At 45.5% G+C, this 24,620-nt stretch carries 16 protein-coding genes and 1 pseudogene; 12 read left to right on the forward strand and 5 right to left on the reverse strand.

The features are described from left to right. Window positions 1-206 precede the first annotated feature (206 nt). Both A6D97_RS08385 and A6D97_RS08390 read left to right on the forward strand, forming a co-directional pair. On the forward strand, window positions 207-1,745 hold the full coding sequence (locus A6D97_RS08385; RefSeq protein WP_065584187.1) for a sensor domain-containing diguanylate cyclase: 1,539 nt from the start codon (window positions 207-209) through the stop codon (window positions 1,743-1,745). Window positions 1,746-1,832: 87 nt separating this feature from the next. Beyond that, entirely contained in the window at window positions 1,833-2,363 is a 531-nt protein-coding gene (locus A6D97_RS08390; protein ID WP_017060438.1) for a 3'-5' exonuclease, read from the forward strand. A gap of 122 nt (window positions 2,364-2,485) precedes the next feature. Here A6D97_RS08390 and A6D97_RS08395 read toward each other — a convergent pair whose 3' ends face one another. The 3 genes and pseudogenes from A6D97_RS08395 to A6D97_RS08405 form a co-directional block, all read right to left on the reverse strand. Then, a complete protein-coding gene (locus tag A6D97_RS08395) occupies window positions 2,486-2,935 on the reverse strand; it encodes a TerB family tellurite resistance protein (RefSeq protein ID WP_017060439.1) in 450 nt (149 codons plus the stop codon). 153 nt (window positions 2,936-3,088) lie between these two features. Further along, window positions 3,089-5,116, reverse strand: a complete 2,028-nt coding sequence (locus A6D97_RS08400; protein ID WP_065584188.1) for a hypothetical protein — start codon at window positions 5,114-5,116, stop codon at window positions 3,089-3,091. Between the two features lie 24 nt (window positions 5,117-5,140). Continuing rightward, window positions 5,141-5,670, reverse strand: a pseudogene (locus A6D97_RS08405) (hypothetical protein). An 81-nt stretch (window positions 5,671-5,751) separates the two neighbouring features. On the opposite strand from A6D97_RS08405, the gene A6D97_RS08410 reads away from it, so the two are divergent. The 3 genes from A6D97_RS08410 to A6D97_RS08420 all read left to right on the forward strand — a co-directional run bounded on the left by A6D97_RS08410 (window position 5,752) and on the right by A6D97_RS08420 (window position 11,960). After that, on the forward strand, window positions 5,752-7,080 hold the full coding sequence (locus A6D97_RS08410) for a MipA/OmpV family protein (RefSeq protein WP_017060442.1): 1,329 nt from the start codon (window positions 5,752-5,754) through the stop codon (window positions 7,078-7,080). 198 nt (window positions 7,081-7,278) lie between these two features. Beyond that, a complete protein-coding gene (gene hrpA, locus A6D97_RS08415) occupies window positions 7,279-11,322 on the forward strand; it encodes an ATP-dependent RNA helicase HrpA (protein WP_065584190.1) in 4,044 nt (1,347 codons plus the stop codon). A 143-nt stretch (window positions 11,323-11,465) separates the two neighbouring features. Next, window positions 11,466-11,960, forward strand: a complete 495-nt coding sequence (locus tag A6D97_RS08420) for an outer membrane beta-barrel protein (RefSeq protein WP_017065440.1) — start codon at window positions 11,466-11,468, stop codon at window positions 11,958-11,960. Between the two features lie 155 nt (window positions 11,961-12,115). On the opposite strand, the gene A6D97_RS08425 is transcribed toward A6D97_RS08420, so the two are convergent. Then, window positions 12,116-12,898 carry a hypothetical protein gene (locus tag A6D97_RS08425; protein WP_017067728.1) on the reverse strand — a complete coding sequence of 261 codons (783 nt, stop codon included), beginning with the start codon at window positions 12,896-12,898 and terminating at the stop codon, window positions 12,116-12,118. After that, window positions 12,819-13,580, reverse strand: coding sequence for a hypothetical protein (locus A6D97_RS08430; RefSeq protein WP_065584191.1), 762 nt, complete (start codon window positions 13,578-13,580; stop codon window positions 12,819-12,821). Before A6D97_RS08430 ends, A6D97_RS08425 begins: the two co-directional genes overlap by 80 nt. Before the next feature lie 545 nt (window positions 13,581-14,125). On the opposite strand from A6D97_RS08430, the gene A6D97_RS08435 reads away from it, so the two are divergent. The 7 genes from A6D97_RS08435 to pheT form a co-directional block, all read left to right on the forward strand. Then, window positions 14,126-14,911, forward strand: coding sequence for a TetR/AcrR family transcriptional regulator (locus A6D97_RS08435; RefSeq protein WP_004741595.1), 786 nt, complete (start codon window positions 14,126-14,128; stop codon window positions 14,909-14,911). A 171-nt stretch (window positions 14,912-15,082) separates the two neighbouring features. Next, window positions 15,083-17,548 carry an MMPL family transporter gene (locus A6D97_RS08440; protein ID WP_240492696.1) on the forward strand — a complete coding sequence of 822 codons (2,466 nt, stop codon included), beginning with the start codon at window positions 15,083-15,085 and terminating at the stop codon, window positions 17,546-17,548. A 44-nt stretch (window positions 17,549-17,592) separates the two neighbouring features. Continuing rightward, window positions 17,593-18,399, forward strand: a complete 807-nt coding sequence (locus A6D97_RS08445; RefSeq protein WP_065584193.1) for an outer membrane lipoprotein-sorting protein — start codon at window positions 17,593-17,595, stop codon at window positions 18,397-18,399. Between the two features lie 9 nt (window positions 18,400-18,408). Continuing rightward, complete coding sequence (locus tag A6D97_RS08450) at window positions 18,409-19,617, forward strand: hypothetical protein (protein ID WP_065584194.1); 1,209 nt, start codon at window positions 18,409-18,411, stop codon at window positions 19,615-19,617. 289 nt (window positions 19,618-19,906) lie between these two features. Beyond that, window positions 19,907-21,016, forward strand: a complete 1,110-nt coding sequence (locus A6D97_RS08455) for a GGDEF domain-containing protein (RefSeq protein ID WP_065584196.1) — start codon at window positions 19,907-19,909, stop codon at window positions 21,014-21,016. A gap of 218 nt (window positions 21,017-21,234) precedes the next feature. After that, complete coding sequence (pheS, locus tag A6D97_RS08460) at window positions 21,235-22,218, forward strand: phenylalanine--tRNA ligase subunit alpha (protein ID WP_004734764.1); 984 nt, start codon at window positions 21,235-21,237, stop codon at window positions 22,216-22,218. Between the two features lie 18 nt (window positions 22,219-22,236). Then, window positions 22,237-24,620 (forward strand): phenylalanine--tRNA ligase subunit beta (gene pheT / locus A6D97_RS08465; RefSeq protein WP_065584195.1); only part of this gene is annotated, 2,384 nt, incomplete at its 3' end.

Here is a 24,620-nt window from a genome sequence, read left to right on the forward strand (position 1 = left end):
AGGGCTTTATTTAATGTTTTCAATAAACTGGCTTTTTGGTGAGTTAGCTTGAAAGTTAATCGAGATTTGTTGGTTTATTAGCCGTAAATGTCCATGGGTTGTAAATAGTGTTAGTTTTATCCCATTGTGAGAGTCAAAGATAAATAGAGCCTAGCATTCCGGCAGTGTATACTTTCGACTCAAAATAACATCATATGGGAAGCTGTATGCCCCACACTACCGACCCTATAACAGGGTTGAAGAAACGAACTTTGCCGTTAGTTGTCTTTTTTGCCACATTTTTGATGACGGTGTTGTGTTTTGTTTTGGTTGCGGCGAATCAAAATAGGTCTTTGAATGAGAATCTGGATAGCTTTGCTCAGCATCAAACGCTCAGTTTAAAAGCGTTTATTGATAACGATGTCGCTTATATCGGTTCCGGTGCGAATTTTTTCTATTCTAATGATGTCGATAGTCGGGACCGATTTGATCGTTTTGCTCAGCAAACGATTAACGGCTCGAAAAGCCTGATCGGATTGCAGTGGATGCAAAAAGTAGCGGTAGAAGATATCGCCGAGCACACCGCCAAAATGAAAGCTCAATACCCATCCTATAGAATGTTTACTATCCCTAAACATGGGCCAAAAACTTATGGTTATGTCTTGGATGGCGAGCCCGTATTTATCGCGACAGATATTTATCCGAATGATCCAGTGAACAACGGTGTTTTGGGTTTTTACTCTTCTCGTGAGCGGTTTAATCTGGTCATTGAGAACATTAAAAAAACACGTGAAGCGAATATTTCAGACAAAGTTCGTCTATTGCAAGATGGTTTAGACAGCAACACACCTAAGAGCGGAATGTTGGTTTACCACCCTGTGTTTGATGGTCAAACGGACAATTTGTTAGGGGTTGTGATTGGTGTTGTTCGTACCACATACTATTTTGAGAAACTTCTGGCGTCTACTGTCGGCGATATGGACGTTTATGTGCGTGTTACCGATAGCGGTTTTGAAGCTGAAGATGCCCCGATAATGTTCGAAACCAATGGTTATGAAGCGGTAACTGGGCAGCACATTACAAAGACGATTACATTAACTAACCGTGAATGGATCATCGACTTCAAGATAGATGCATGTATTTCATTTAATGGTTACTTAGTGTTGGCGGGAATCGGCATAGTTGGTACCACTATCTCATTACTGCTTGCTTATATTGTGAACCTGCAAATTCGAGAGAAAGAGCGCTTGTATCGAATGATTGATGAAAGAACAGAAGAACTTCGCTTTCTTGCCAATCATGACAGTTTAACGGAAATTTATAATCGCCGAGCTTTTAATAAGATGCTTGGTCAATCGATACAAAGCGATAAGCCGTTTAGCTTAATAGTGTTTGATGTTGATAAGTTTAAAGAGATCAATGATAAGTTTGGGCACCCAGCCGGTGATGCGTTACTTATCCATGTGATTAAGGTTATCTCAGTGAGCTTGAAGTCTGGAGATAACCTATTCCGGATGGGAGGGGATGAGTTCGGTATCATTTCGAGCATCACTGAACATGACTCATTGTCTCGCTATTTAGAATGTATTTTAGAGAAGGTGAGTGAGTCTCATTGCGAGCATTCTGGCCAGCTATTGAGTTGTACTCTAAGCATCGGGGCTACCATCCGCACTAATGAAGACATTGAAGCGCTCCTTCAAAAAACTGACAGCATGTTATACCTAAGTAAGTCAAATGGCCGAAATCGAGTCACAATTGCAGGCTAAATGAGCACTTGATGCAACTGGGGTCGAGTTCTTTATTAGGCTCATGTACAATTTCACGAAATTTTTGACGAGAGAATTAGGCGACGTATGAATCACAATCGAGTGGTGTGTTTCGATTTGGAAATGTGCTGTTGGAGCGAAGACGGTGTAGGAACAACAGGGGAGATCATTGAAATTGGTCTTGCTGAGATCGATCTTGTATCTGGAACCATCGTGAAGCGCGCGCAATATTACGTTAAGCCCGAAAAAGACGAAGTCTCTCTATTCTGCGCCGAGTTAACGGGTATTACACCTCGTAAAATCGAAAAGCAGGGTCGCCCATTAGAGTCTGTTATCAAGTCGATGATTAAGAACTTCGGTGGCCCAAAGAAAATCTATGCAGCGTGGGGACGTGACGACCTTATCTTACACAAAGAGTGTATTGAGAAAGGTATCGAGCCTCCGTTTAGCGAGTTCTTAAACATCGCAACGCTTTACCGTGTTCAGAATCGCTTGAAAGACAAACGCATTGGTCACCGCGCTGCTCAAGAAGCCAAAAATATTGAGTGGGAAGGTCGTCAGCACTCGGGTTATGTCGATGCTTATAATCTTGCGAAACTCACATTAACTATGTTGTAGCTAAATTTTTAGCTCCTCTCAGCCCTGTTTAGTCAGCTTTCAGTTTACCGATTCAAAAAAGCGACCGGTTTCTTAACCCGTCGCTTTTATTTATTTCAGTTTCCAATTCATTATTTCAGGCACTAATTTTCGCCTAAAACACTTAACTTACTCTTGATGAAGTCACAGTGGTCGACGTAGAGCAGTTCTGCTGTTTTACGAATCACAGAATCTTCGATAGGGTCAATTTCCCCGTCGGCATGCGCTACTTCCCACATCGCTTTGATTAAGTCGATTCGCACTGGCTGAGATAGGTCTCTGAGTTGCGATGTAAAGTCATACAGCGATACTGATTGCTCTACTTTCGGCTCTGCTTGCGCGAGCAGTACCTTTGCTTGTTCTTCATCTAAATCCAGCAAACGCTGCAGAAGCTGTAGCTTAGCGACTCTTTCTGATTCATTGATCTGATGGTCGGCACCCGCGACTTCACACAACAAACTCGCGATGGCGATATTAGGTGATGTGCCTTGGTTTTTGCTTAGGTCCTGGCCTTCAATCAATTGTTTAAACATTGATGTGAGAGAATTGAACATAACGAGCTCCAGTTAAAATTTGTATCGAGTTCCGTAACGCTGATAGCTATCAACTATAAACATAACCATAACTATTGGGTCTACAGAGTGTGATCGCAAGCGTCTTTACTAAAAACTGACATTACGGATACGCGAGCGATAAGGAGCATTTTATCAATCGGGCTCTGGGAAACGGGTAATTTTACCGTCGCCACTGAGTGTCGTGATCGATTGCGGTTTCCCATCAGTGTCTAGCCTCAATTCTCCAATCGCACTGCGGTTTGAAAGGCGATAGAAGGTCTGATTGTCAGGGCTTCGCTTTTCGATCTTCAAGCGTTTACGCTTAGTGAAGTAGTTCAAAACTGAGCGAGGGCTGTATAACAGGCGGTCCCATACATCGCAGAATTTAAGCAGCGGAGCAGGGAACTGATTTTTAATACCACTGCAGGTGATTTGATAGATGTTCGGGCTGTTGCGACGATACCTAAGCTTGATGTCATAAGCGAAGGAGTAGTGAACATCGCCAGAAAGTACCACGAAGTTGGTCGGTGTTTTGGTATGGGTAAAGATGCTAATCAGCGTATTAGCACTGCCCGGATGTGCCATCCAGTTTTCAGCGTCAATCACTAATGGCTTGCCGATTGTGGTCGCCATCTTTTGCAGTGTTTCAATAAACTTCACGCCAAACATCGGTGCAGCAGAAACGATCACCACTTTATCTTGATTCATTAACTGATGTTGAAACTCAATCAAGGCTTCCCAGTCCATTAAACCTGAAGGCTTGTTCATGCGTGACTCTGAACGCCAACGACGCGTACGAGTATCCAACACAATGACTTTGGGTGAGGTATCTATTGTGTAATGCCACTCTTCAAAGCGACTCAGCATCTCAATAAAGGCTTGATGCTTGTCTGGCTCGATGTTGCCAATAGAGTGAGTAGTCGCTGCATTGCCGGCTTCATTATGAGTTTGTTTACTAATGCGCGGTTGTTTAGTAATGAGCGGTTGAGCGACAAAAAGCTGTTTTGCTTGCTCGATAAACGTTTCATCGAAGCTCTCCGGTTTGTTACCCCAACCTTGACACATCCAGTAAGCCGCAAGGCCGTTACCAATGACTTGGGTCGCGAACTGGTTTTGGTCGACGGCATGCTCCCAACCCACGGTAAGGTTCCAATCATCCGTCACATCGTGATCATCGAAGATCATGTACGTTGGAATATGCGCGAACAGACGTTGCACTTGCGGTAAGCCAGCAATGAAATCATCCATGATGACGCTTTCATCACGCCATTGTTGCTGCTCAGTCGGTGTTAATTGGCGTCCACCTTGAGTGAAGTTATTCTCAATTAAACGCTCTCGATTGACGCATTGCCACAGTGTCGGAGAACAAACCAATAAGTACATCGCGATAAACTCAGACAGCGTGACCAAGTGGTTTTCACAATCGGTAGAGCTAAAAATCGGCACGCCACGGTTCGGGAAGAACTTATCGATCATCGATTCTGAAGCGGTGTGGTGCGGCAAATAGTGATGACGCTGGTATAAGTGGTATTCACTGTTATACAGATCGTCACTGCTGTTTATTTGTTTAATTTGCGAGTCAGTCGGTAAGCTTTCGCCTACAAGGCCAAGCAGGTGAATCACTTGTTGAATAGCATCAAGTGTTGGGCCTGCCACATGGTCGGCGTAGATCTGATCGCCGCTCATCATCAGCATGTCGGGTCTTTCAGCGACGGTTTGATAGGCCATCTTGTTATCGGCTGCAACTAGGCTGTCTTTGCTTGGATGATGCGGGTTGCGGCAAGAGCCATGAAGAATGTAATCAGCTGAGGTCGATATCTTAAACTCAACGCGAGATTTACCGTTGTAAACAAGGTGAGGGGCGAGCTCTTTTAGTGAACCTGACTCAGTGTGAATATCATATTCAAGCCGCGTATTAGTCGGAAACTCACCTTGTAAGCGAATTAGCGTTATCCACGCATGTGTACCGATTTGAATCGAATCATGTTCTTCAAGCGATGAGGTATAAAACGGCTGGTATTGTGCTGCTTCAGAATCGTCTATTTCTTGAGTATGAAGCTCGGCTCTGCCTGTAAGAGGCGAGCTGGTGGCTAACCAAAGTACTACTTCAGTCGCGGTGGTTTTTCTTAAAATGGGTCCGGCGAGTAACAGGGGAAGAGATGATGTCGTAGAGGGTTTCAATACGGTACCTAAAATCGTTGGTGGCTAGTCGTCGTGGTGTTCTTTTGTTTCGAGCTTGTTCGTGTCTGGCTTTGTGGTTCCAAGCGTTGATGCTTCAAATTCTACTGAGTCAGATTCTGTTGATTATGCTCTGCAATCTCAGGCTCTGTCGTTTCAGATTCTGTTGATTCAAGAACTTCGATAACTTCTGAGCTAGAAAGTTCATGGCCCATTAGAAATATTGCCAATAGGGCATCGGCTTTGGTCTTGGTATCGGAAGGCTCGTCTAATAACAGTTCGAGCTTTTCTCGAATCATAGCAATCTCGTGCTCAACAAAGCCACGGCCTTCTTCATCCCCTTGATTGTCTTCAGGGGCATTATCGAATTCAAGAAATAGCATGTCACCGTCTAGGTTGGTATTCACCAAACGCTCAGGCAACCACGCCTCACCCATAACAATATCTGGATCGGAATCTTTGGGTAAGTGATCTATAATGTTTTGTAATTCGGAGACTTTCACAATACTTTCATTTAACCGAGAATATTCTACATTGTAACGGTCAATGCCGAGCAAACCTAAAAATAGTTAGCCGTCATGGTTAATAAATGTCTAATCAGTAAAACAATATTTTTTTCAAAGAGTAATTACACAAGAATGAAGCTCAAATATTTACCGACTCTTCCTTCATCTGGATTGGTTTTACTAGGTAGCGCTTTCCTAAGTGGCATTTTCGTAAGTGCTAATGCGTGGGCCGCTGAAGAGCAAGAGTGGGGCATCGCTGCAATGTTCCGTACAGCAAGCATCCCTTATGACACGTCTGGTGGCGACCAATCGGTTAGCTCATTCGTACCGATGCTGTTTTTCAAGAACGATTATGTGTTTATTGACGGTACTGAGATGGGGGTATACCTCTATCAAACTGACGATGAAAAGTGGTCTTTCAATGCTATCTCTCGCATGCGCTTTATTGATATTCCTGCATCTGAGCAGAACGCGATTGAAGGCGATACGGCGGACTTTGGTGCTCAACTGACCTACCAACTTGATGATTCTTGGTCTGTCGAGACGGAGTTAATGAGCGACAGTGAATACAACTTCCACGGTAACTTACGAGCTAAAGCCAAGTATGAAACTGGAGATTGGGAGTTTTACCCGAGCGCGACGCTGCGTTATAAAAGTGCTGATTTCAACAGTGAGTATTACTCCGCATCTAATGAAACCATTGGTGCTGGTGTTGACTTAAATGTTGGTGTTGAAACGCGTTACCATGTGGTTTCTAACTTGTACTTATTGGGTTCAACCAGTGTGACTCGATTGGACGATAACGCTTACGATTCTTCGATTGTTGAAGACCGTTATCAAGGGGAATTGTACCTTGGCTTTGGTTTCTTTAACGACAAAGAGAAAGCGCCAAAACCTAAACTGAGCAATGCGCCGTACTTACGTGTCGCACACGGCTGGGGAACGCCATCCAATATTGGCGACATCATGAAGTTCAATCGAGAGAAAGACGAATACAACAACCAGTTGACCTCGTTCTTCTATGGACACCCGTTAACCGATGAGATCTTCGGTTTGCCACTGGATATCTATTTAACCCCAGGTATTGCGCACCACTGGAGTTCAGACGTTCAATCAAGCAGCACCGAATACATTATCGCAATCAAGGCGTACTACACCTTTGATTGGCCAACTCAGTGGCGTGTTGGTGTGGCAGAAGGTATGTCTTACATCGATTCGATTACCTATATCGAAGGCTCTGAGATGGACCGTAAAGGTTACACCGCAAGCCATCTATTGAACTACTTAGACTTCTCATTCGATGTCAACGTTGGCGACTTGATTGGTAAGAATGACTTGAACAACTTATGGTTCGGTTATTCATTGCATCACCGTTCTGCAATCTTTGAAAAATCCTCTCAGTATGGTCGTATCAAAGGCGGTAGTAACTACAACACGGTTTACTTCCAATATGAGTTTTAAGCGCAGTTTTTAACGTTAGCTTTAAACCAGAGTTGACTAAGTACGAATTACATTTGATTGCGCTTTCATAGCTCCTGCGAGTGTTAGCGAGATTAATCAGCCTGATAGCTAAAGGTTTTCCCTTTGCTGTCAGGCTTTTTTGTTTGAGACTTGTGATATAATCGCGCGAGTTTAATAAGTACAAGAATAGGACACGCTTTGACTTCGTCTCCGGAAAAAGCAGATAACAACAAGAATGCAGCACAGCCAAGTTCTTCACAGAGCAAAGCGAAACCAAACCAAGCTGCATCGAAAAAATCTGCTGAACAATCAGCGACAAACAACAAATCATCTCAGAATAGCCCAGCCTCTCTTCGTAAAGCGCTCAACGAATGTATGATGCGCGATCGCTTCCGTTTGAGTAAGCGAATTGCTGGTGCGAGTAAAATTAAGAACGAACAAGCTAAGCACGCTGTCTTTGATGAGATTGCGTTAGACATTGCTAAGTCAATGATGACGGCAACTCAGCGCGCGGCACAGAAACCAACGATTGAATACCCAGAAATTCTACCGGTTAGCCAAAAGCGCGAAGACATCGCGAAAGCCATCGCTGAAAACCAAGTGGTTATCGTGGCGGGTGAAACGGGTTCGGGTAAAACCACTCAGCTACCAAAAATCTGTTCTGAGCTTGGCCGCGGCCGCTTTGGCTTAATTGGTCACACTCAGCCTCGTCGTCTTGCGGCGCGTTCGGTTGCGAACCGTATTGCTGAAGAGATGGAAACACAGCTGGGTGAGTTCGTTGGTTATAAGGTTCGATTCAACGACCAGATTTCTGACAATACCCAAATCAAACTGATGACCGACGGTATTCTACTGGCGGAGATTCAACACGACCGTTTCTTAAATCAGTACGACACCATCATTATCGATGAAGCGCACGAACGTAGCCTGAACATCGATTTCATCATGGGTTACCTGAAAGAGTTACTGCCAAAGCGTCCTGATCTGAAAGTGATCATCACGTCGGCAACCATCGATCCAGAGCGTTTCTCTAAGCACTTTAACAATGCACCGATCATTGAAGTGTCTGGTCGTACTTACCCAGTTGATACGCGTTACCGCCCATTAGGTGGTGATGAAAGTGATTCAGACCGCGACCAAATCGAAGGCATCTTTGAAGCCGTTGATGAGCTGTGTGATGAAGGCCTTGGCGATATCTTGATCTTCATGAACGGTGAGCGAGAAATTCGTGATACCGCAGATGCATTAAGTAAACGCAACCTTCGTGATACCGAAATTGTCCCGCTTTACGCGCGTCTATCGGCGGGTGAGCAGAACCGTATCTTCCAGTCTCATACTGGTCGACGCATCGTTCTGGCAACCAACGTGGCAGAAACCTCGTTAACCGTTCCGGGCATCAAGTATGTTATCGACCCGGGTACGGCGCGTATTAGCCGCTACAGCTATCGTACTAAAGTACAACGTCTACCGATTGAGCCAGTGTCTCAAGCGAGTGCAAACCAGCGTAAAGGTCGTTGTGGTCGTGTTGCAGAAGGTATCTGTATTCGTTTGTACTCTGAGGAAGATTTCGAGTCACGCCCAGAGTTTACTGACCCAGAGATTCTTCGTACTAACCTAGCATCGGTTATCCTTCAGATGACAGCGCTAGGCCTAGGCGATATTCAAGCGTTCCCATTTGTTGAAGCGCCCGATAAGCGCAACATTCAAGACGGTGTAAGGCTGCTTGAAGAGCTTGGTGCGATCGCCACCGTTGAACCGTCAGCGAACAAAAACAAGAACCACGGCGACGACAAGAAGAAGCTAACCGCGATTGGTCGTAAGCTGGCAAAACTGCCTATCGATCCACGTTTAGCGCGTATGGTAATTGAAGCGCCACGTAACCGATGCCTACACGAAGTGATGGTGATCGCGTCTGCGTTGTCGATTCAAGATCCGCGTGAGCGTCCATCAGATAAGCAACAATCGTCTGATGACAAGCACAAGCGTTTCTTCGATAAAGAGTCTGACTTCATCACGTTTGTGAACTTATGGGATTACATCAAGCAGCAACAAAAAGCATTGTCGAGTAACCAGTTCCGCAAACAGTGTAAGCAAGATTACCTCAACTATTTACGTATCCGTGAATGGCAAGATGTGTACTTCCAAATTCACCAAGCAATGCGTGAGCTAGATACTAAGTTGAATACAGAACCGGGCAGCTACGATGGCATTCACATGTCACTGCTATCAGGTCTGCTTTCGCACATCGGTATGAAAGACCAAGAGAAGAATGAGTATCAAGGTGCACGTAATGCACGCTTCCACATCTTCCCTGCGTCTGGCCTATTTAAGAAACAGCCTAAGTGGATCATGTCTGCGGAGCTGGTAGAAACCTCAAAACTTTGGGGCCGTGTTATCGCGAAGATTCAACCTGAATGGATTGAACCGCTAGCGAAACACCTGATTAAACGCAGTTACAGCGAACCACATTGGTCGAAGAAACAAGCAGCGGTAATGGCACACGAAAAAGTGATGCTTTACGGAATCCCAATCGTACCTAAGCGCCTTGTGAACTACGGCGCGATTGATGCCACCGTCAGCCGTGAGTTGTTTGTACGTAGTGCATTAGTAGAAGGTGAGTGGGAAACCAAACACGCTTTCTTCAAGCAGAACCGTAAGCTTCTACAAGAAGTCGAAGAGCTAGAGCATAAATCGCGTCGTCGTGACATCTTGATCGACGATGATGAACTGTTCGATTTCTATGACCAGCGTGTTGGTGAAGAGGCGGTTTCTGGCCGTCACTTTGATACATGGTGGAAGAAGACCAGTCAGAAAACCCCTGAGCTGCTTAACTTTGAAAAATCGATGCTGTTCCGCGGTGATGCTAGCCACGTTACCGATCTGGATTACCCGAACTTCTGGCACCAAAACGGTATCAAGCTCAAGCTGAGTTACCAATTTGAGCCGGGCGACGATAACGATGGTGTAACGGTACACATTCCGCTGCCTATCTTGAACCAGATCGACCAGAACGGTTTTGATTGGCAGATCCCGGGTCTACGTCAAGAGCTAGTAATTAGCTTGATTAAGTCGTTACCTAAAACGCTACGCCGTAACTTTGTACCTGCGCCAAACTACGCAGATGCATTCTTGGCACGTGTGACACCGCTTGAAGCACCGTTACTGGATTCTCTTGAGAAAGAGCTACGCCGCATGACGGGTGTGGAAGTGGTACGTGATGACTGGAAGTTAGACCAGATTCCAGAGCACTTAAAGGTAACATTCCGCGCTGTAGATCATCGCAAGCGTAAGCTGAAAGAACAGAAAGATCTGCATGAGTTGAAAGAGAGCCTGAAAGACAAGGTTCAAGAAACGCTTTCTAAAGTGGCAGACGACGATATCGAGCAGCAGAACCTGCACACGTGGAGCTTTGGTGAATTACCAAAAGTCTACCAACAGAAACGTGGTGGCTACGATGTTAAAGCCTTCCCTGCGCTGGTGGATACCAAAGACAGCGTAGAGATCAAACTGTTCGAAACCGAGCAAGAGCAAATCTCGGCAATGAAATCGGGTCAGCGTCGTTTAATCTTGTTGAACGTGCCATCACCGATCAAATACTTGCACTCGAACCTGCCGAACAAATCGAAACTTGGCTTGTACTTCAACCCATACGGACAGGTACTCGATCTTATCGATGACTGTATCGCTTGTGGTATTGATAAGCTGATTGAAGAGAAGGGCGGTTTGGTTTGGGAACCAGAGCAGTTTGAAGCTCTGAAAGAACACGTACGTGCAGAGCTGGGTGATACCGTAGTAGAGATTGCTCAACAGGTTGAAACCATCCTAACCACGGCATTCAGCATCAGTAAAAAGCTGAAAGGACGCGTGGATCTTTCTATGGCATTCGCACTTTCTGACATAAAAGCTCAAGTAGAAGGTTTGATTTTTAAGGGTTTTGCCACAGAATGTGGGTGGAAACGCTTGCCGGATATTCTACGCTATATGAGAGCGATTGAACGCCGCATGGAAAAACTGCCAATTGACCCGAACAAAGATCGTCTTCACATGATCAAAGTTGAGTCAGTAATGAATGATTACAAAGAACTGCTGAATAAAATTCCAAAAGGGATCGCGGTTCCAGAAAATGTAAAAGAGGTGCGTTGGATGATAGAAGAGCTTCGTGTAAGCTTCTTCGCACAGCAGCTCGGTACGCCTTACCCAGTATCAGATAAGCGTGTTAAAAACGCGATTGATGCTTGCTAAAGGAATAAAGCTAGACGCAATGGCAAGGTTTGGGTATAAATCTTGCTTATTGCATTACTAATTGAATAGTTATTACATACAGGGCGACTTGGTGGCAATTTATTACCACTCAAGGCCTGCCACTAGGACGAAAAAGGTCGAATATGAAAAAAACGTTATTGGCACTAGCACTACTAGGTGCATCTTCAACAGCAATGGCTGATTCTTGGTTGTACGGCGGTGTAATGGGTGGTCAAAACTCATTCGCTGGTGAAGATGAAAACGCGGTGGGCATCCACGTAGGTACAGGTATCCTTCCACTAATCGGTGTTGAAGCGGGTTACTGGGATCTAGGTTCTTTCGGCAGCGTTAATTACGGCAACCGCGATCTTAAGAATTTAGACGCAAGCACTGCTTACCTAGCGATTAAACCAAGCATCGATTTTGGTCCTCTTCACGTATACGCGAAGGGTGGTCTTCACTCTTACGAGCTTAAAGCTGATGGCTTCAAGCAAGACGATGTTGATATCATGTACGGTGTAGGCGCTGAATACTTCATCTTTGGTCCACTATCTGTAGGCGCTAGCTACCAAAACTTCAAAATGAAAGATGACGACTCTGGCGTATTCACGCTAAACGCAACTATCCACCTACTGTAATTACTTGCAGTCAGTGACAGACGTACCGTTGGTCACGGATATTTGTAGAGTTCGTAAGAATTCGTAAAAAATGCCAGCTTGATAGCTGGCATTTTTGTATCTGTTAACCGTGTAATCGCTACTCTGTTTTCTTATAACAGATAGCAAGCGGATGGTTATTTTTTACTGTTCAGAATACGCTGAATTCTTGGGTTAATCGCTTTACCGTGTTTACTTTCGTACTCTTCACGTTTTAAATCGTTCAGGTTCTTTACAGAGTTAGCGGCAAGAAGGAATTCTGGTAACTCAGTTTCAAGCATGCCTTTCTCATCTAAACGTTTTGCTTCCAAGTAGTATTTCTTAAACAGACCATCCAGCTTGTTTTCAGCCGTACGCTTCAAGTCATACAGTTTGTTCTGAATCAGCCATTTTTCAATTTTGTTGGCAGCGGTGCGAGACAACACACGGATACGGCTATCCAGCAACTCTTCTTCAGTTAAAGAATCTTTCAGGATCCACAGCTCACCCATTTGCGGCGGCCAGCTGTTGCCAAGCTGAATACGTTCGTGGCAGTGCATTAAAACGCGGTTAAGGCCGTCTGAATCAACAGAGTTGGCAAACTCAATGAACTTACCGCTCGGTTCACTACCGTATTGGTATTCCCACTGCGTTTCGTACACGCTCAAGAAAGAGCCGAACACGTGAATACACCAATCGGTTAGTTCCAGCTCTGCAGGATCTTGATCAACAACAGGTACTTGTTGAGACGCACCAGAATCCGCAGCTTGTGCAGCCGCTACTTTCACTTCGGTACTTTGCGCTTCAATCACTTCAGGTACTAATGGACCTGTAGCGTCAGGTACAACAGGTTGAGCTGGCTCAGAAGGTTGGCTTTTTGCCTTTTTGAATGAGCTGCTGCCTGAAGCGTTCAGATGGGCTAAGCTTTTGTCTATACCCATTTCCTTGAGCTTGTCCTGCATTTCCTGAATATTGAGAGGTCTTCTGCTGTTGTTGTCTTTCATTTTGCTTCTCGTTAACTAGCCAGTACTGCAGCTTGGATTCAATCCGAGATAATGGCATTAATTCATTGGCTTTGGCTTTATACCAGAGGACAAATTTCTTCCATACTAAACTATGGTCACCGGTCAAACCGGAGAATTTAAACGCACGTTCTGCCCATGATGGTATCTCTTCTTCGTTGAGATCATGAGTAGAGACGGTGTTGCTGTTCATTGAGCCTCGACCTTGTGGGCGAGGGGCCTGCTGCATGTGTTGCATTGGTGCCGGAGCAGGCTGAAACTTAGGTGCAGGTGCCGTAGAGTAGACCGGAATACTATTGGTCGGTTGAACCTCAACGTGCGCCGCAGTTTGCTCTTGCTCAATGAGCATTTTGAAAACGTGAATCTCTTTTTTATCCCGATAATCTACTTTTACCTTATCGAGAAAACCTTGGTCGACTAAACACTTAAGACAGTCGGCTAAACCAAACGTAGAGAGAGCACAAAGTTGACCTGCTGTTTGTAGGCACACATTGGTGTAGCCGAATTCGTCAGCACCGTCTGCAAGCATCAATAAAACCAGCTTTTCTGCAGGGCTAGAAGTATTCACTTGCCAAGCTAAATAAGAATATTTGGCGCTCAATATCGTGTTCTCAAAAAAGGTAAGTCGTTGTCACTATTGTAAGTCACCCCTTACCGAATTTATAGCAACTTAACAGAAAACGGCATTAGTAAGCCAAATATTGACCATAAGGAGACGTCTGCCCCATAAAGTAAGCCTACAGTCATTCATTCTTGTGGTTTAAGCTAGGAATCATTGGGCATGAATACGCATAGCAGCTTAAAGTGCCTACATTCTTTGTTAGGTTAAGAATGCCCAATTCGCGTCCACATTCTGTTGGTCACAATACAGGTCTTCTTTTAAAGTCTTCTCTTTAGGTCAACTATTGATGATTTTCTTAGCTATATCCCATTTATTCTCTTTCCATTCACAAAATGTATTTAATTTATAAAACCCCTTGATATGATCAATACTTGCGCTATTATGACGATAAGTCAGAAATGACGAAGCGTCACAAAATGGTTAACTACATGAATTTACTATTCGTGTTAATATATTGGATAGGAGTGTTTTAAATACTGGCGAAGCTTAGATAACGGCTAAGCTCATATACGGACTAAAAAATTATGTTTGGCTTTGGTTGTAAAGGCGATAAACAAGGTATCTTTGGTTGCAAAGGCGTGTTGTCTAAAAAGCAGCAGTCTATTGCAGACCGAGAAGTAGAGTTGATGTTGTTAGCAAAAGATCTGGTTCGAGAACAAGGGTTCGGAAACCTCACGATGGACAAGCTAACGGCAGCGAGCTCTTATTCTAAAGGTACGATATACAATCACTTTTGCAGCAAAGAAGACGTCGTTTTAGCGTTATGTATTCACTCTCTCAAGACAGAAGCAATGATGTTTGCTCGCTCTGGAGAGTTTGAAGGCAACACACGTGAAAAGATCGTCGCATTGCACGTTGCTTACCGAATCTATGCTCGCATGGAACCGGTACTATCAACCTGTGCGATCATGGCTAAAAGCCCGTGGGTACTAGAGAAAGCGTCTAGTGCACGCGTCGCCGAGATGAATGAACTGGAAGAGTTGGTGATTGAACAATGCGACTCTATGGTTAACCAAGCGGTAGAAGCGGGTGACCTAAAGTTCTCTTCTGGCGTTGGCTCAGATGCCATCGTTTTTGCTAACTGGTCAATCGCATTTGGTTCAAATGCCTTGTCACAGAATGCATCAAACAGTCATTGTATTAAGCGGTTACAAGACCCGTATTCAGTATTACACAACGCGAACATGATTTTAGACGGCCTCAATTGGCAGCCCCTTTCTAGCGATTGGGATTACCGCAAAACTTGGCGTCGTGTAGAACAAGAGCTGTTCAGTGAAGAGATCGCTTACTTAGAGTCTGTAGGTCGATAGCTTCCATTAAGCCCACACATGTGGGTTTATTAATAACCATTTTTGACGATTCGTCATAAACTTGAGATTAACCGACTGTGGTTGCTGTTTTCTTGAGTATTTGACTAAGCATTGTGTCTTTTGTCAGCTTCGGCTGGCTTTTTATGACACATATATGACGAATCGTCACAAATGGAGACTGTGATGAAACATGACAGCCAGAAGCCCACGTTCGATCAGCAAAACCGAAATAACCCTAATGCCGATAGCGCAAACGCCGATCTAAATAACAGTTGGCACTCAATACCGACCAAGCGTTCGTTTATCGTTCTGCTGGTGGTGTTTTCAATCATCATTCTCTCTGCATTAGGGGCTAAGAACCTCTATTTTAGAGGGGACTACAACATCTTCTTCGAAGGCACCAACAAGCAGTTGATGGCGTTCGATGAAATCCAAACCACCTTTGCAAAAACCGACAACCTTGCGATTGTTGTCGCACCTGAAGATGGCAATGTCTTCACCCCTGAAACTCTCACCCTGATTCAAAACCTCACGGTCGATACGTGGCAGATCCCGTATTCAAGCCGTGTCGATTCCCTAGCTAATTATCAGCACACCGAAGCCATTGAAGATGATCTTTTGGTAGAAGACTTGCTGTATGAAGAGTACGAGCACACACCAGAGCGCATCGCCAAAGTAAAACAGATCGCCCTTAACGAACCGTTGCTTAAGAATGCCTTGGTGTCGGCCTCTGGCGATGTGACGATTGTTAACGTAACCGTGCAGCTGCCAGAAGTGGACAAAACCGCGGAAGTGCAAGAGGTGATTGCGGCGATCAATGCCATGATCGGTAAGTACCAAGCTCAGTATCCCAACGTCGAGTTCCATAAAGCGGGCATCATAGCCATGAACAACGCATTTATGACTTCGGCTCAACAAGACAGCTCAACGCTCGTTCCCTTAATGCTGTTGGTGGTACTGGTGTTCCTGACCTTTATGCTGCGCTCGTTCTTTAGTGTGGTGGCGACGCTCATTGTGATCATCTCTTCGATTGTTGCCACCATGGGATTGTCTGGTTGGGCAGGGATGTTCTTGAGTACCGCAACCGTGAATGTGCCAACCTTGGTTTTAACTTTGGCGGTGGCTGATTGTGTTCACGTGATTGTGACCATGAGACAAGCGATGCAGCGCGGTATGGAGAAAGCACAAGCCATTCAATACAGCATCAAGCTCAATGCGATGCCGATTCTGATCACCTCGGTGACCACTGCGATTGGTTTCCTGATGATGAACATGTCGGACTCACCAGTGCTGCGTGATTTCGGTAACTTATCGGCACTGGGTGTACTTATTGCGTGCTTCTTGTCTGTGACTATGTTGCCAGCGTTGCTAAAACTGCTGCCAGTCAAACGTCTACCTGCCAACCCTAAGGCGGCAGACAAAGTCACCTTCATGGATAAGCTGGGCGATTTTGTCGTAACTAACCGTAAAGCACTGCTGCCGATTTCTACGCTAGTGATTGTTGGCGCTGCCGCGTTAATTCCGCTCAACAAAGTCAACGATGAATCGGTGAAGTATTTCGATACCTCAAGTGAATTCAGACAAGCGGCCGACTTCATGGAAGAGACCGTAAGCGGCATGACAACCCTCAGTATCGCAGTGAAAACTAACGAGTCTCAAGCGATTGCTGATCCTGTGTTCTTGCAAGCGATTGGTGACTTTACTGAGTGGCTACGTGTTCAACCAGAAACCGACCATGTCGCCACGCTTTCTGATGTTTACATGCGTTTGAACAAGAATATGCATGCCGACGACGACAGCTACTACAAGCTACCGCTGAACCGTGAACTTGTCGCGCAATATCTGCTGCTTTACGAAATGTCTCTGCCGTACGGCTTGGACTTGAACAACCAGATCAACGTCGATAAATCATCGATCAAAATGGTACTCACCGTCGATAACCTTGGCAGCGTTGAGCTAGTCGAACTCGAAGAGCGCATTTACTCATGGTTTGCAGCCAATGCACCGCAATATGAAGTGGTGGCTTCGAGCCCGTCACTGATGTTTGCTCATATTGGCGAAACCAACATGGCGAGCATGCTATCAACTTTGCCTATCACCCTAGTGCTTATCTCTGGCTTGATGATCTTTGCATTGCGCTCGGTTCGCTTAGGCATGATCAGCCTAGTGCCCAACATTGCGCCTGCGATCATTGGCTTTGGTTTATGGGCGCTTATCTCAGGTGAAATCAACCTAGGTTTGTCAGTCGTGGTCACGCTCACGTTGGGTATCGTGGTTGATGATGCGGTGCACTTCTTGAGTAAATACCAGCGCGCAAGAATCGAAGGGAAATCAGCAGAAGAAGCGGTTCGATACGCTTTCCACACCGTAGGTCGCGCTTTGTGGATCACCACTGTTGTGCTAGTGGCCGGTTTCTCTGTACTGGCGATGTCGAGCTTCAGACTCAACTCCGACATGGGCTTACTCAGCGCGATTGTGATTTTCATTGCGCTGGTGGTCGATTTCATCTTGCTACCAAGCTTACTGATGATCTTCGACAAACAGACCCACTATTCAGCTAAAACTCAGCACGAATCAAAGCCAGATACCAAGTCGCAGCCTAGATCGACAGCCGAACTGACTACTTCGACCAAATAAGGAAACGTCGGCCTGCTGCGGTGGGCTGACTCAAGGAGATATTTATGAAAAGCGTTAAACAAACATTCGTTACTACATTACTTACTGTTAGCTCGTTGGCACTGAGCACATTCGCCGCTTTCCCAGCGTTAGCAGACCCTGCGAAAGGCTTAGAAATTGCCGAGCAACGTAAAGCGGTCGATGTCGGGTGGGGCGATTCTGTCGCAACCATGGAAATGCTACTTCGCAACAAACAGGGCGAAAGCAGTACACGTCTGATGCGATTGAAATCTTTGGAAGTCGATGACGATGGCGACAAAGGCTTAACCATTTTTGATGAACCACGCGACGTAAAAGGCACGGCTTTCCTAAACCATTCGCACATCACCAAATCCGATGACCAGTGGTTGTATCTTCCTGCACTCAAGCGTGTAAAACGCATCTCTTCACGCAACAAATCTGGCCCGTTTATGGGCAGTGAATTTGCGTATGAGGACTTAAGCTCGTTTGAACTTGAAAAGTACACCTTCAACTACATTGAAGACGCGAAACTGGAAGGCGTAGACACCTTTGTTTTAGAGCAAGTACCGACCGATAAAAACTCAGGCTACACCATGCAAAAGGTATGGCTAGACCAACAGCACTACCGCCCAATGAAAGTCGAGTTTTACGACCGCAAAGGCGCACTGCTTAAAACTCTATCGTTCCAAGATTACAAACAGTACCTAAACCAATACTGGCGCGCACACACCATGGCGATGCAAAACCATCAAACAGGCAAAAGCACCGTATTAACCACGACAGATTTAGTGTTCCAGACCGGTCTTAAAGACAAGGATTTCCAAAAGAACACACTAAAACGTGCGAAATAAGGCAGGAATATGAAAAGGATTGTGGCAACAGGAACCCAATTATCCTTAACCTTGGCGGCGACCGTCGGGCTTATGCAGGTGTCGTTGCCTTGTGTGGCGGCAGGCTTTAGTCCTGATATCGCAGGGCAGGTTAACCTTGAACATAGGCAGTTCTTTAGCGACGGCTTACAAGGGCAAGACAAAGGACAAAGCTCACTGGTGTTGCAGCCAGAGTTTTACTGGGAGCAACAAGAGGGCAACGGCAGCATTACCTTCACCCCGTTTTATCGCCTAGACAGTGAAGACGATGAACGAACTCATGGTGATATTCGCGAAGCCTTGTATTTAACCTATTGGGATGATTACGAACTGCGAGCGGGTGTTGGAAAGGTATTTTGGGGCGTAACCGAATCGGCGCATTTAGTGGATGTGGTAAACCAGACCGATGCCATTGAATCGGTCGATGGCGAATCCAAGTTAGGTCAGCCTATGGTGCACTTCACCTCGATAAAAGAGTGGGGCACCATAGACGCCATGTTACTGCCGTATTTTCGTGAGCGTACCTTCGCAGGCGAAGACGGTCGATTAAGGCCAACCGTGCCAGTATCGGACGATGCGCTTTACGAATCTTCACGAGAAGAAAAACACGTTGATGTGGCATTGCGTTACAGCCAAATGTACGGTGATTGGGATGTCGGTTTAAGCTACTTAGGCGGCACAAACCGCGACCCTTATTACCGTGTGGAAGACAATCAACTCAAGGCATACTACGCCCAAATGCAACACTTCGGATTGGATGTTCAAGGCATTATCGGTGACTGGTTATGGAAGCTGGAAAGCATTTATCGCGACAGCTACGACAACCATACCGGCGTGGCGACAGGCTTTGAATACACTTGGGTAGGGGCGCTTGAATCGTACTGGGACATCGGCTTCATCGCTGAATACCTGTATGACAGCCGAGGCAACAATGCCCAAACCATCGGCCAAAATGATGTGTTCCTTGGGGCACGTTTCGCTTTGAACGATGAAGACGGCACCGAAGTGCTTACTGGTATCACTCAAGACTTAGATAACAGTGATGTCTACAGTGCCAAGCTAGAGGCATCGAGCCGTATTAACAACAATCTCAAGTGGCGACTGAATGCTTGGTTGTTTGAGAACGAAACCCCAGAGGACTTGTTGTTCTTCGCACGCAAGGATGACTTTGTTGAACTGGCGTTGGAATACTATTTTTAGTCTTTACAAAAAGTTAGTATTTCCAACCATTTAGCATTTCCAAAAAAATTGGCATTTCCAACAAGTTAGCATTTCCCGAAAAGTTAGCATTGGTTTCGTGGGGCGCTCTTGCTAAAGGGGGCGTCTCAGATTTAAGAAGCGCAATATTTAGAATGTTTAATGTCATCTTTTTATAAAATAGAGCAAATAATCGAATAGTCCCAAAGGTAAAATGGTTGTATTTTTCGAGTATCTATAACCTCCGAATATGCATGTAAATCGTGCTGGTGGTATCGGCCCTAAGGGATTTATGAATTTATTTAATTGGGATAAAAACTTTGAAACAGGCATTGGTGTTGTAGATGAACAACATCAATACCTTGTTGGTTTTATCAATCACTACGGAAATCTTTTGTCAGAGAATACTATCTCTATAGACGACATTAACATCGCTTTACTCGAACTCGCGCGCTATGCAGAATTTCACTTTAAAGAAGAAGAATCTTTGATGAGAGATTGCGGTGTACATGAGTTACACATTGAAGAACACATCAAAGTGCATCGTGTATTTAAGCAAGATATCTACGGTATGCAAGCTTTCATCTTAGAAGAAGATCAGGTGTCAGCACGGCAGTTATTGGACTTCCTCATCCATTGGCTTGCTTACCACATCCTCGGCATCGACCAAAACATGGCGCGACAAATGACCGCGATAGAAGAGGGCGCGACACCTCTGCAAGCCTTTGAAGCGGAAGAAAAGCAGCAAGATTCTGCGACTGTCCCGCTGTTGGCTGCGCTTAACGGCCTGTTTGAACAAGTCTCTGAACGAAACAAACAGTTGTTACGCTTCAACCAGTTACTCGAAGATAAAGTTGAGGAACGTACGGCAGAATTAAAAAGAGCGAATAAGAGACTTGAAGAACTGTCATTAACCGACTCTCTTACTAATTTGCATAACCGTCGTAGTGCTTTTAAACAGTTAGCGCTGCATTGGCAAGACTCCAAAGAACTGGGCATGCCTTTAGTGTGTATTATGATTGATGCCGACCACTTCAAGCGCATTAATGACACCAGCGGCCATGATGCAGGCGACTTGGTGCTACAAACCCTCTCGCGTGAACTGAAAAACACGTTCCGTAATGATGATATTGTTTGCCGGTTAGGTGGCGATGAGTTCTTGGTTATTTGCCCAAACACCGACCTTAAAGGTGGGATGTACATCGCGGAAACCGCTCGACAGAAAGTGTCTGAATTAGAGGTTGAAACCAGTCATCAAGTTTGGATTGGCAGTATTAGTGTCGGTGTCGCTGAAATGACCCAAGAATTCGAAACCATGAACGAATTGATTAAAGCGGCGGATGAGTCCGTCTATTTAGCAAAAAACGCAGGGAAGAACAGCGTTTGTTCTATTCAGATCTAGCCTTCAGGTCATTTCCAAATTAAGAAGTGGAACCTGTAATTGTTCCACTTCTTCCTACTCCTCATTAATATCCTGTTAAATTTGCCGTGTTTTTAGGCAATAACTTGTTCTTTTAGCGATTCAATTTGGCATTGGTTGCGTGTTTGATTACTATGTGTAGCTATCTAAAAAAACTAATCATCCGATACGGACACTACCAACTGGTAGATGAGGAAATGATGCAACATCTAGAAGAGATCATTGCTAATGCAACGACTGCTATTGATACAGCAGATTCGTTAGTCGCACTTGATGAAGTGCGAGTTCAGTATTTAGGTAAGAAGGGTGAATTAACTCTTCAACTACAAAGCCTAGGTAAACTTCCACCTGAAGAGCGTCGCACTGCTGGTCAAGAGATCAACAAAGCGAAAGGTGCTGTTCAACAAGCGATCGCAGCTCGCAAAGACGCACTTCAACGTGCAGAGCTTGAAGCGAAACTAGCTGAAGAAACTATCGATGTGAGCCTACCAGGTCGTCGCATTGAGAACGGTGGTCTTCACCCAGTTACTCGCACTGTTGAGCGTATCGAACAGTTCTTTGGTGAGCTTGGCTTTAGCACTGAGTCTGGCCCTGAGATCGAAGATGCATTCCACAACTTTGATGCACTAAACATCGCAGACGATCACCCAGCTCGTACTGATCACGATACTTTCTTCTTCAACCCTGATCTAATGCTACGTACGCACACTTCTGGTGTTCAAATCCGTACGATGGAAAACGGCAAACCGCCATTCCGCTTCATTGCTCCGGGTCGTGTTTACCGTAACGACTACGATCAAACTCACACGCCAATGTTCCACCAAGTGGAAGGTATGTTAGTTGATGAGAACGTAAACTTCGCACAACTTAAAGGCATTCTTAACGATTTCCTTTGTAACTTCTTTGAAGAAGAAGTTGAAGTGCGTTTCCGTCCTTCATTCTTCCCGTTCACAGAGCCTTCAGCTGAAGTTGACGTGAAACGTAAAGATGGCAAATGGCTAGAAGTTCTAGGCTGTGGCATGGTTCACCCTAACGTACTTCGCTCTGTTGGCATCGACCCTGAGAAATACTCTGGTTTTGCATTCGGTATGGGTGTAGAGCGTCTAACGATGCTTCGTTACGGCGTAAATGACCTTCGTGCGTTCTTCGAGAACGACCTTCGTTTCCTTAAACAATTCAAGTAATCCGGGGCAGTCGAAACTATGAAATTCAGTGAATCTTGGCTACGCGAGTGGGTTAAACCTGCAATTAACAGCGAAGAGCTAGCTCACCAAATCACTATGGCTGGTTTGGAAGTTGACGATGTAGAACCTGTTGCTGGTGAATTCACCGGCGTTAAAGTAGGTAAAGTGGTTGAGTGCGGTCAGCACCCAGACGCAGACAAACTACAAGTAACTAAAATTGATATCGGCGAAGAAGAGCTGTTAGACATCGTATGTGGTGCATCTAACTGTCGTCTTGGCCTAACTGTAGCAGTAGCAACAGTTGGCGCAGTACTGCCTGGTAACTTTAAAATCAAGAAAGCAAAACTACGTGGCGTTCCATCGCGCGGCATGCTTTGTTCTTTCTCTGAGCTAGGTATCGACGTAGAGTCTGACGGCATCCTTGAGCTACCAGAAGGCACAACGCTAGGCATGGACGTACGTGAGCTTCTTGAGCTTAACGACGTAACTATCGACGTAGACCTAACAGCAAACCGCGCAGACTGCTTCAGCATCCGTGGCCTTGCTCGTGAAGTTGGCGTACTAAACCGCGCAGACGTTACAGAGCCAACAGTTGACGCTGTTGCAACAAGCATTGAAGACACAGTATCTGTTGAAATAAAAGCAACTGATGCTTGTCCACGTTACCTTGGCCGTGTGGTTAAGAACGTAAACGTGAAAGCGGAATCTCCAATCTGGATGCAAGAAAAACTGCGCCGTTGTGGTATCCGTTCAATCGACCCAGTTGTAGACATCACAAACTACGTGATGCTAGAGCAAGGCCAACCAATGCACGCATTTGATCTCGCTAAGATCGAAGGCGGTATCGTGGTTCGTCTAGCAGAGCAGGGCGAAAAGCTAACACTTCTAGATGGCAACGAAGCTGAACTAAACAGCAACACACTTGTTATCGCTGACCAAAACAAAGCACTAGCAATCGCTGGTATCTTTGGCGGTCAAGATTCAGGTGTTACTACTGAAACAACAGACGTACTTCTTGAAGCTGCATTCTTCGCACCGGATCACATCCGTGGTCGCGCGCGTGCTTACGGCCTTCACACTGATTCTTCTCTACGTTTCGAACGTGGTGTTGATTCAACACTTCAAGCAGCAGCAATGGAGCGTGCTACACAGCTTCTCGTTGAAATCTGTGGTGGTGAAGTTGCGCCAGTAAACGGCAGCGAATCTGAAGCTGATCTTCCTAAAGCAAACGTAGTTGCTCTACGTCGCGCTAAGCTAGATAGCCTACTAGGTCATGAAATCCCATCTACAGACGTAGTGGAGATTCTTACTCGCCTAGGTTGTGAAGTAGCTGTTGTTGAAGATACAGAAAGCACTGATGCTGGCTGGACGGCAACGTCTCCATCTTGGCGTTTTGATATCGCAATCGAGCAAGACCTAATTGAAGAAGTAGGTCGTATCTACGGTTACGATAACATTCCAAACCAAGCGCCTAAAGCGGCACTTAAAATGAATGACCACAAAGAAGCTGACCAACCGCTTAAGCGCGTTCGTGACCTTCTTGTAGACCGTGGCTACCACGAAGCAATCACATACAGCTTCGTAGAACCAGAGCAGCAAAAACTTGTTGTACCTGGTGTTGAGCCGCTAATCCTGCCATTCCCAATCTCTGCGGATATGTCAGCAATGCGTCTTGGCCTAATCCAAGGTCTACTAAACACAGTTGTTCACAACCAGAAGCGTCAACAGTCTCGCGTTCGTCTATTCGAATCAGGCCTACGTTTCATCCCTGAAGCAACTGCTGAAAACGGCATGCGCCAAGAAATGATGCTTGCGGGCGTTATCTCTGGTACTCGTGGCGAAGAGCACTGGGACATTGCAACTAACACTGTAGATTTCTTCGATCTTAAAGGTGACCTAGAAGCCGTTCTTGAGCTTTCTGCAAACGAAATCGCATACAGCTTCAAATCGGCTAAGCACCCAGCACTTCACCCAGGTCAAACTGCGGCTATCGTAGTAGACGGCAAAGAAGTGGGTATCATTGGTACTGTTCACCCAGAACTAGAGCGTAAGTTTGGTCTAAACGGCCGTACTATCGTATTCGAAATCGAATGGGCAGCTATCAACACTCGCGTGCTTCCAGAAGCAGTAGCCGTATCTAAGTTCCCTGCAAACCGTCGTGATATCGCCGTTGTTGTTGATGAAGCAGTAGCTTCTGGCGACATCGTAGAAGCGTGTATCGCAGCGGGTGGCGAATTCCTAACAGGCGCTAAACTGTTCGACGTATACGTTGGTCAAGGCGTTGAAGAAGGTAAGAAGAGCCTAGCAATCGCACTTAGCCTACAGTCTGTAGAGCGCACACTTGAAGATGCAGACATCGCTGGTTCAGTAGATGCTATCGTAGCTTCAATCTCAGAGAAATT

The organism is Vibrio sp. ZF57 (assembly GCF_001691235.1).
Taxonomy (GTDB): Bacteria; Pseudomonadota; Gammaproteobacteria; order Enterobacterales; family Vibrionaceae; genus Vibrio; species Vibrio crassostreae_C.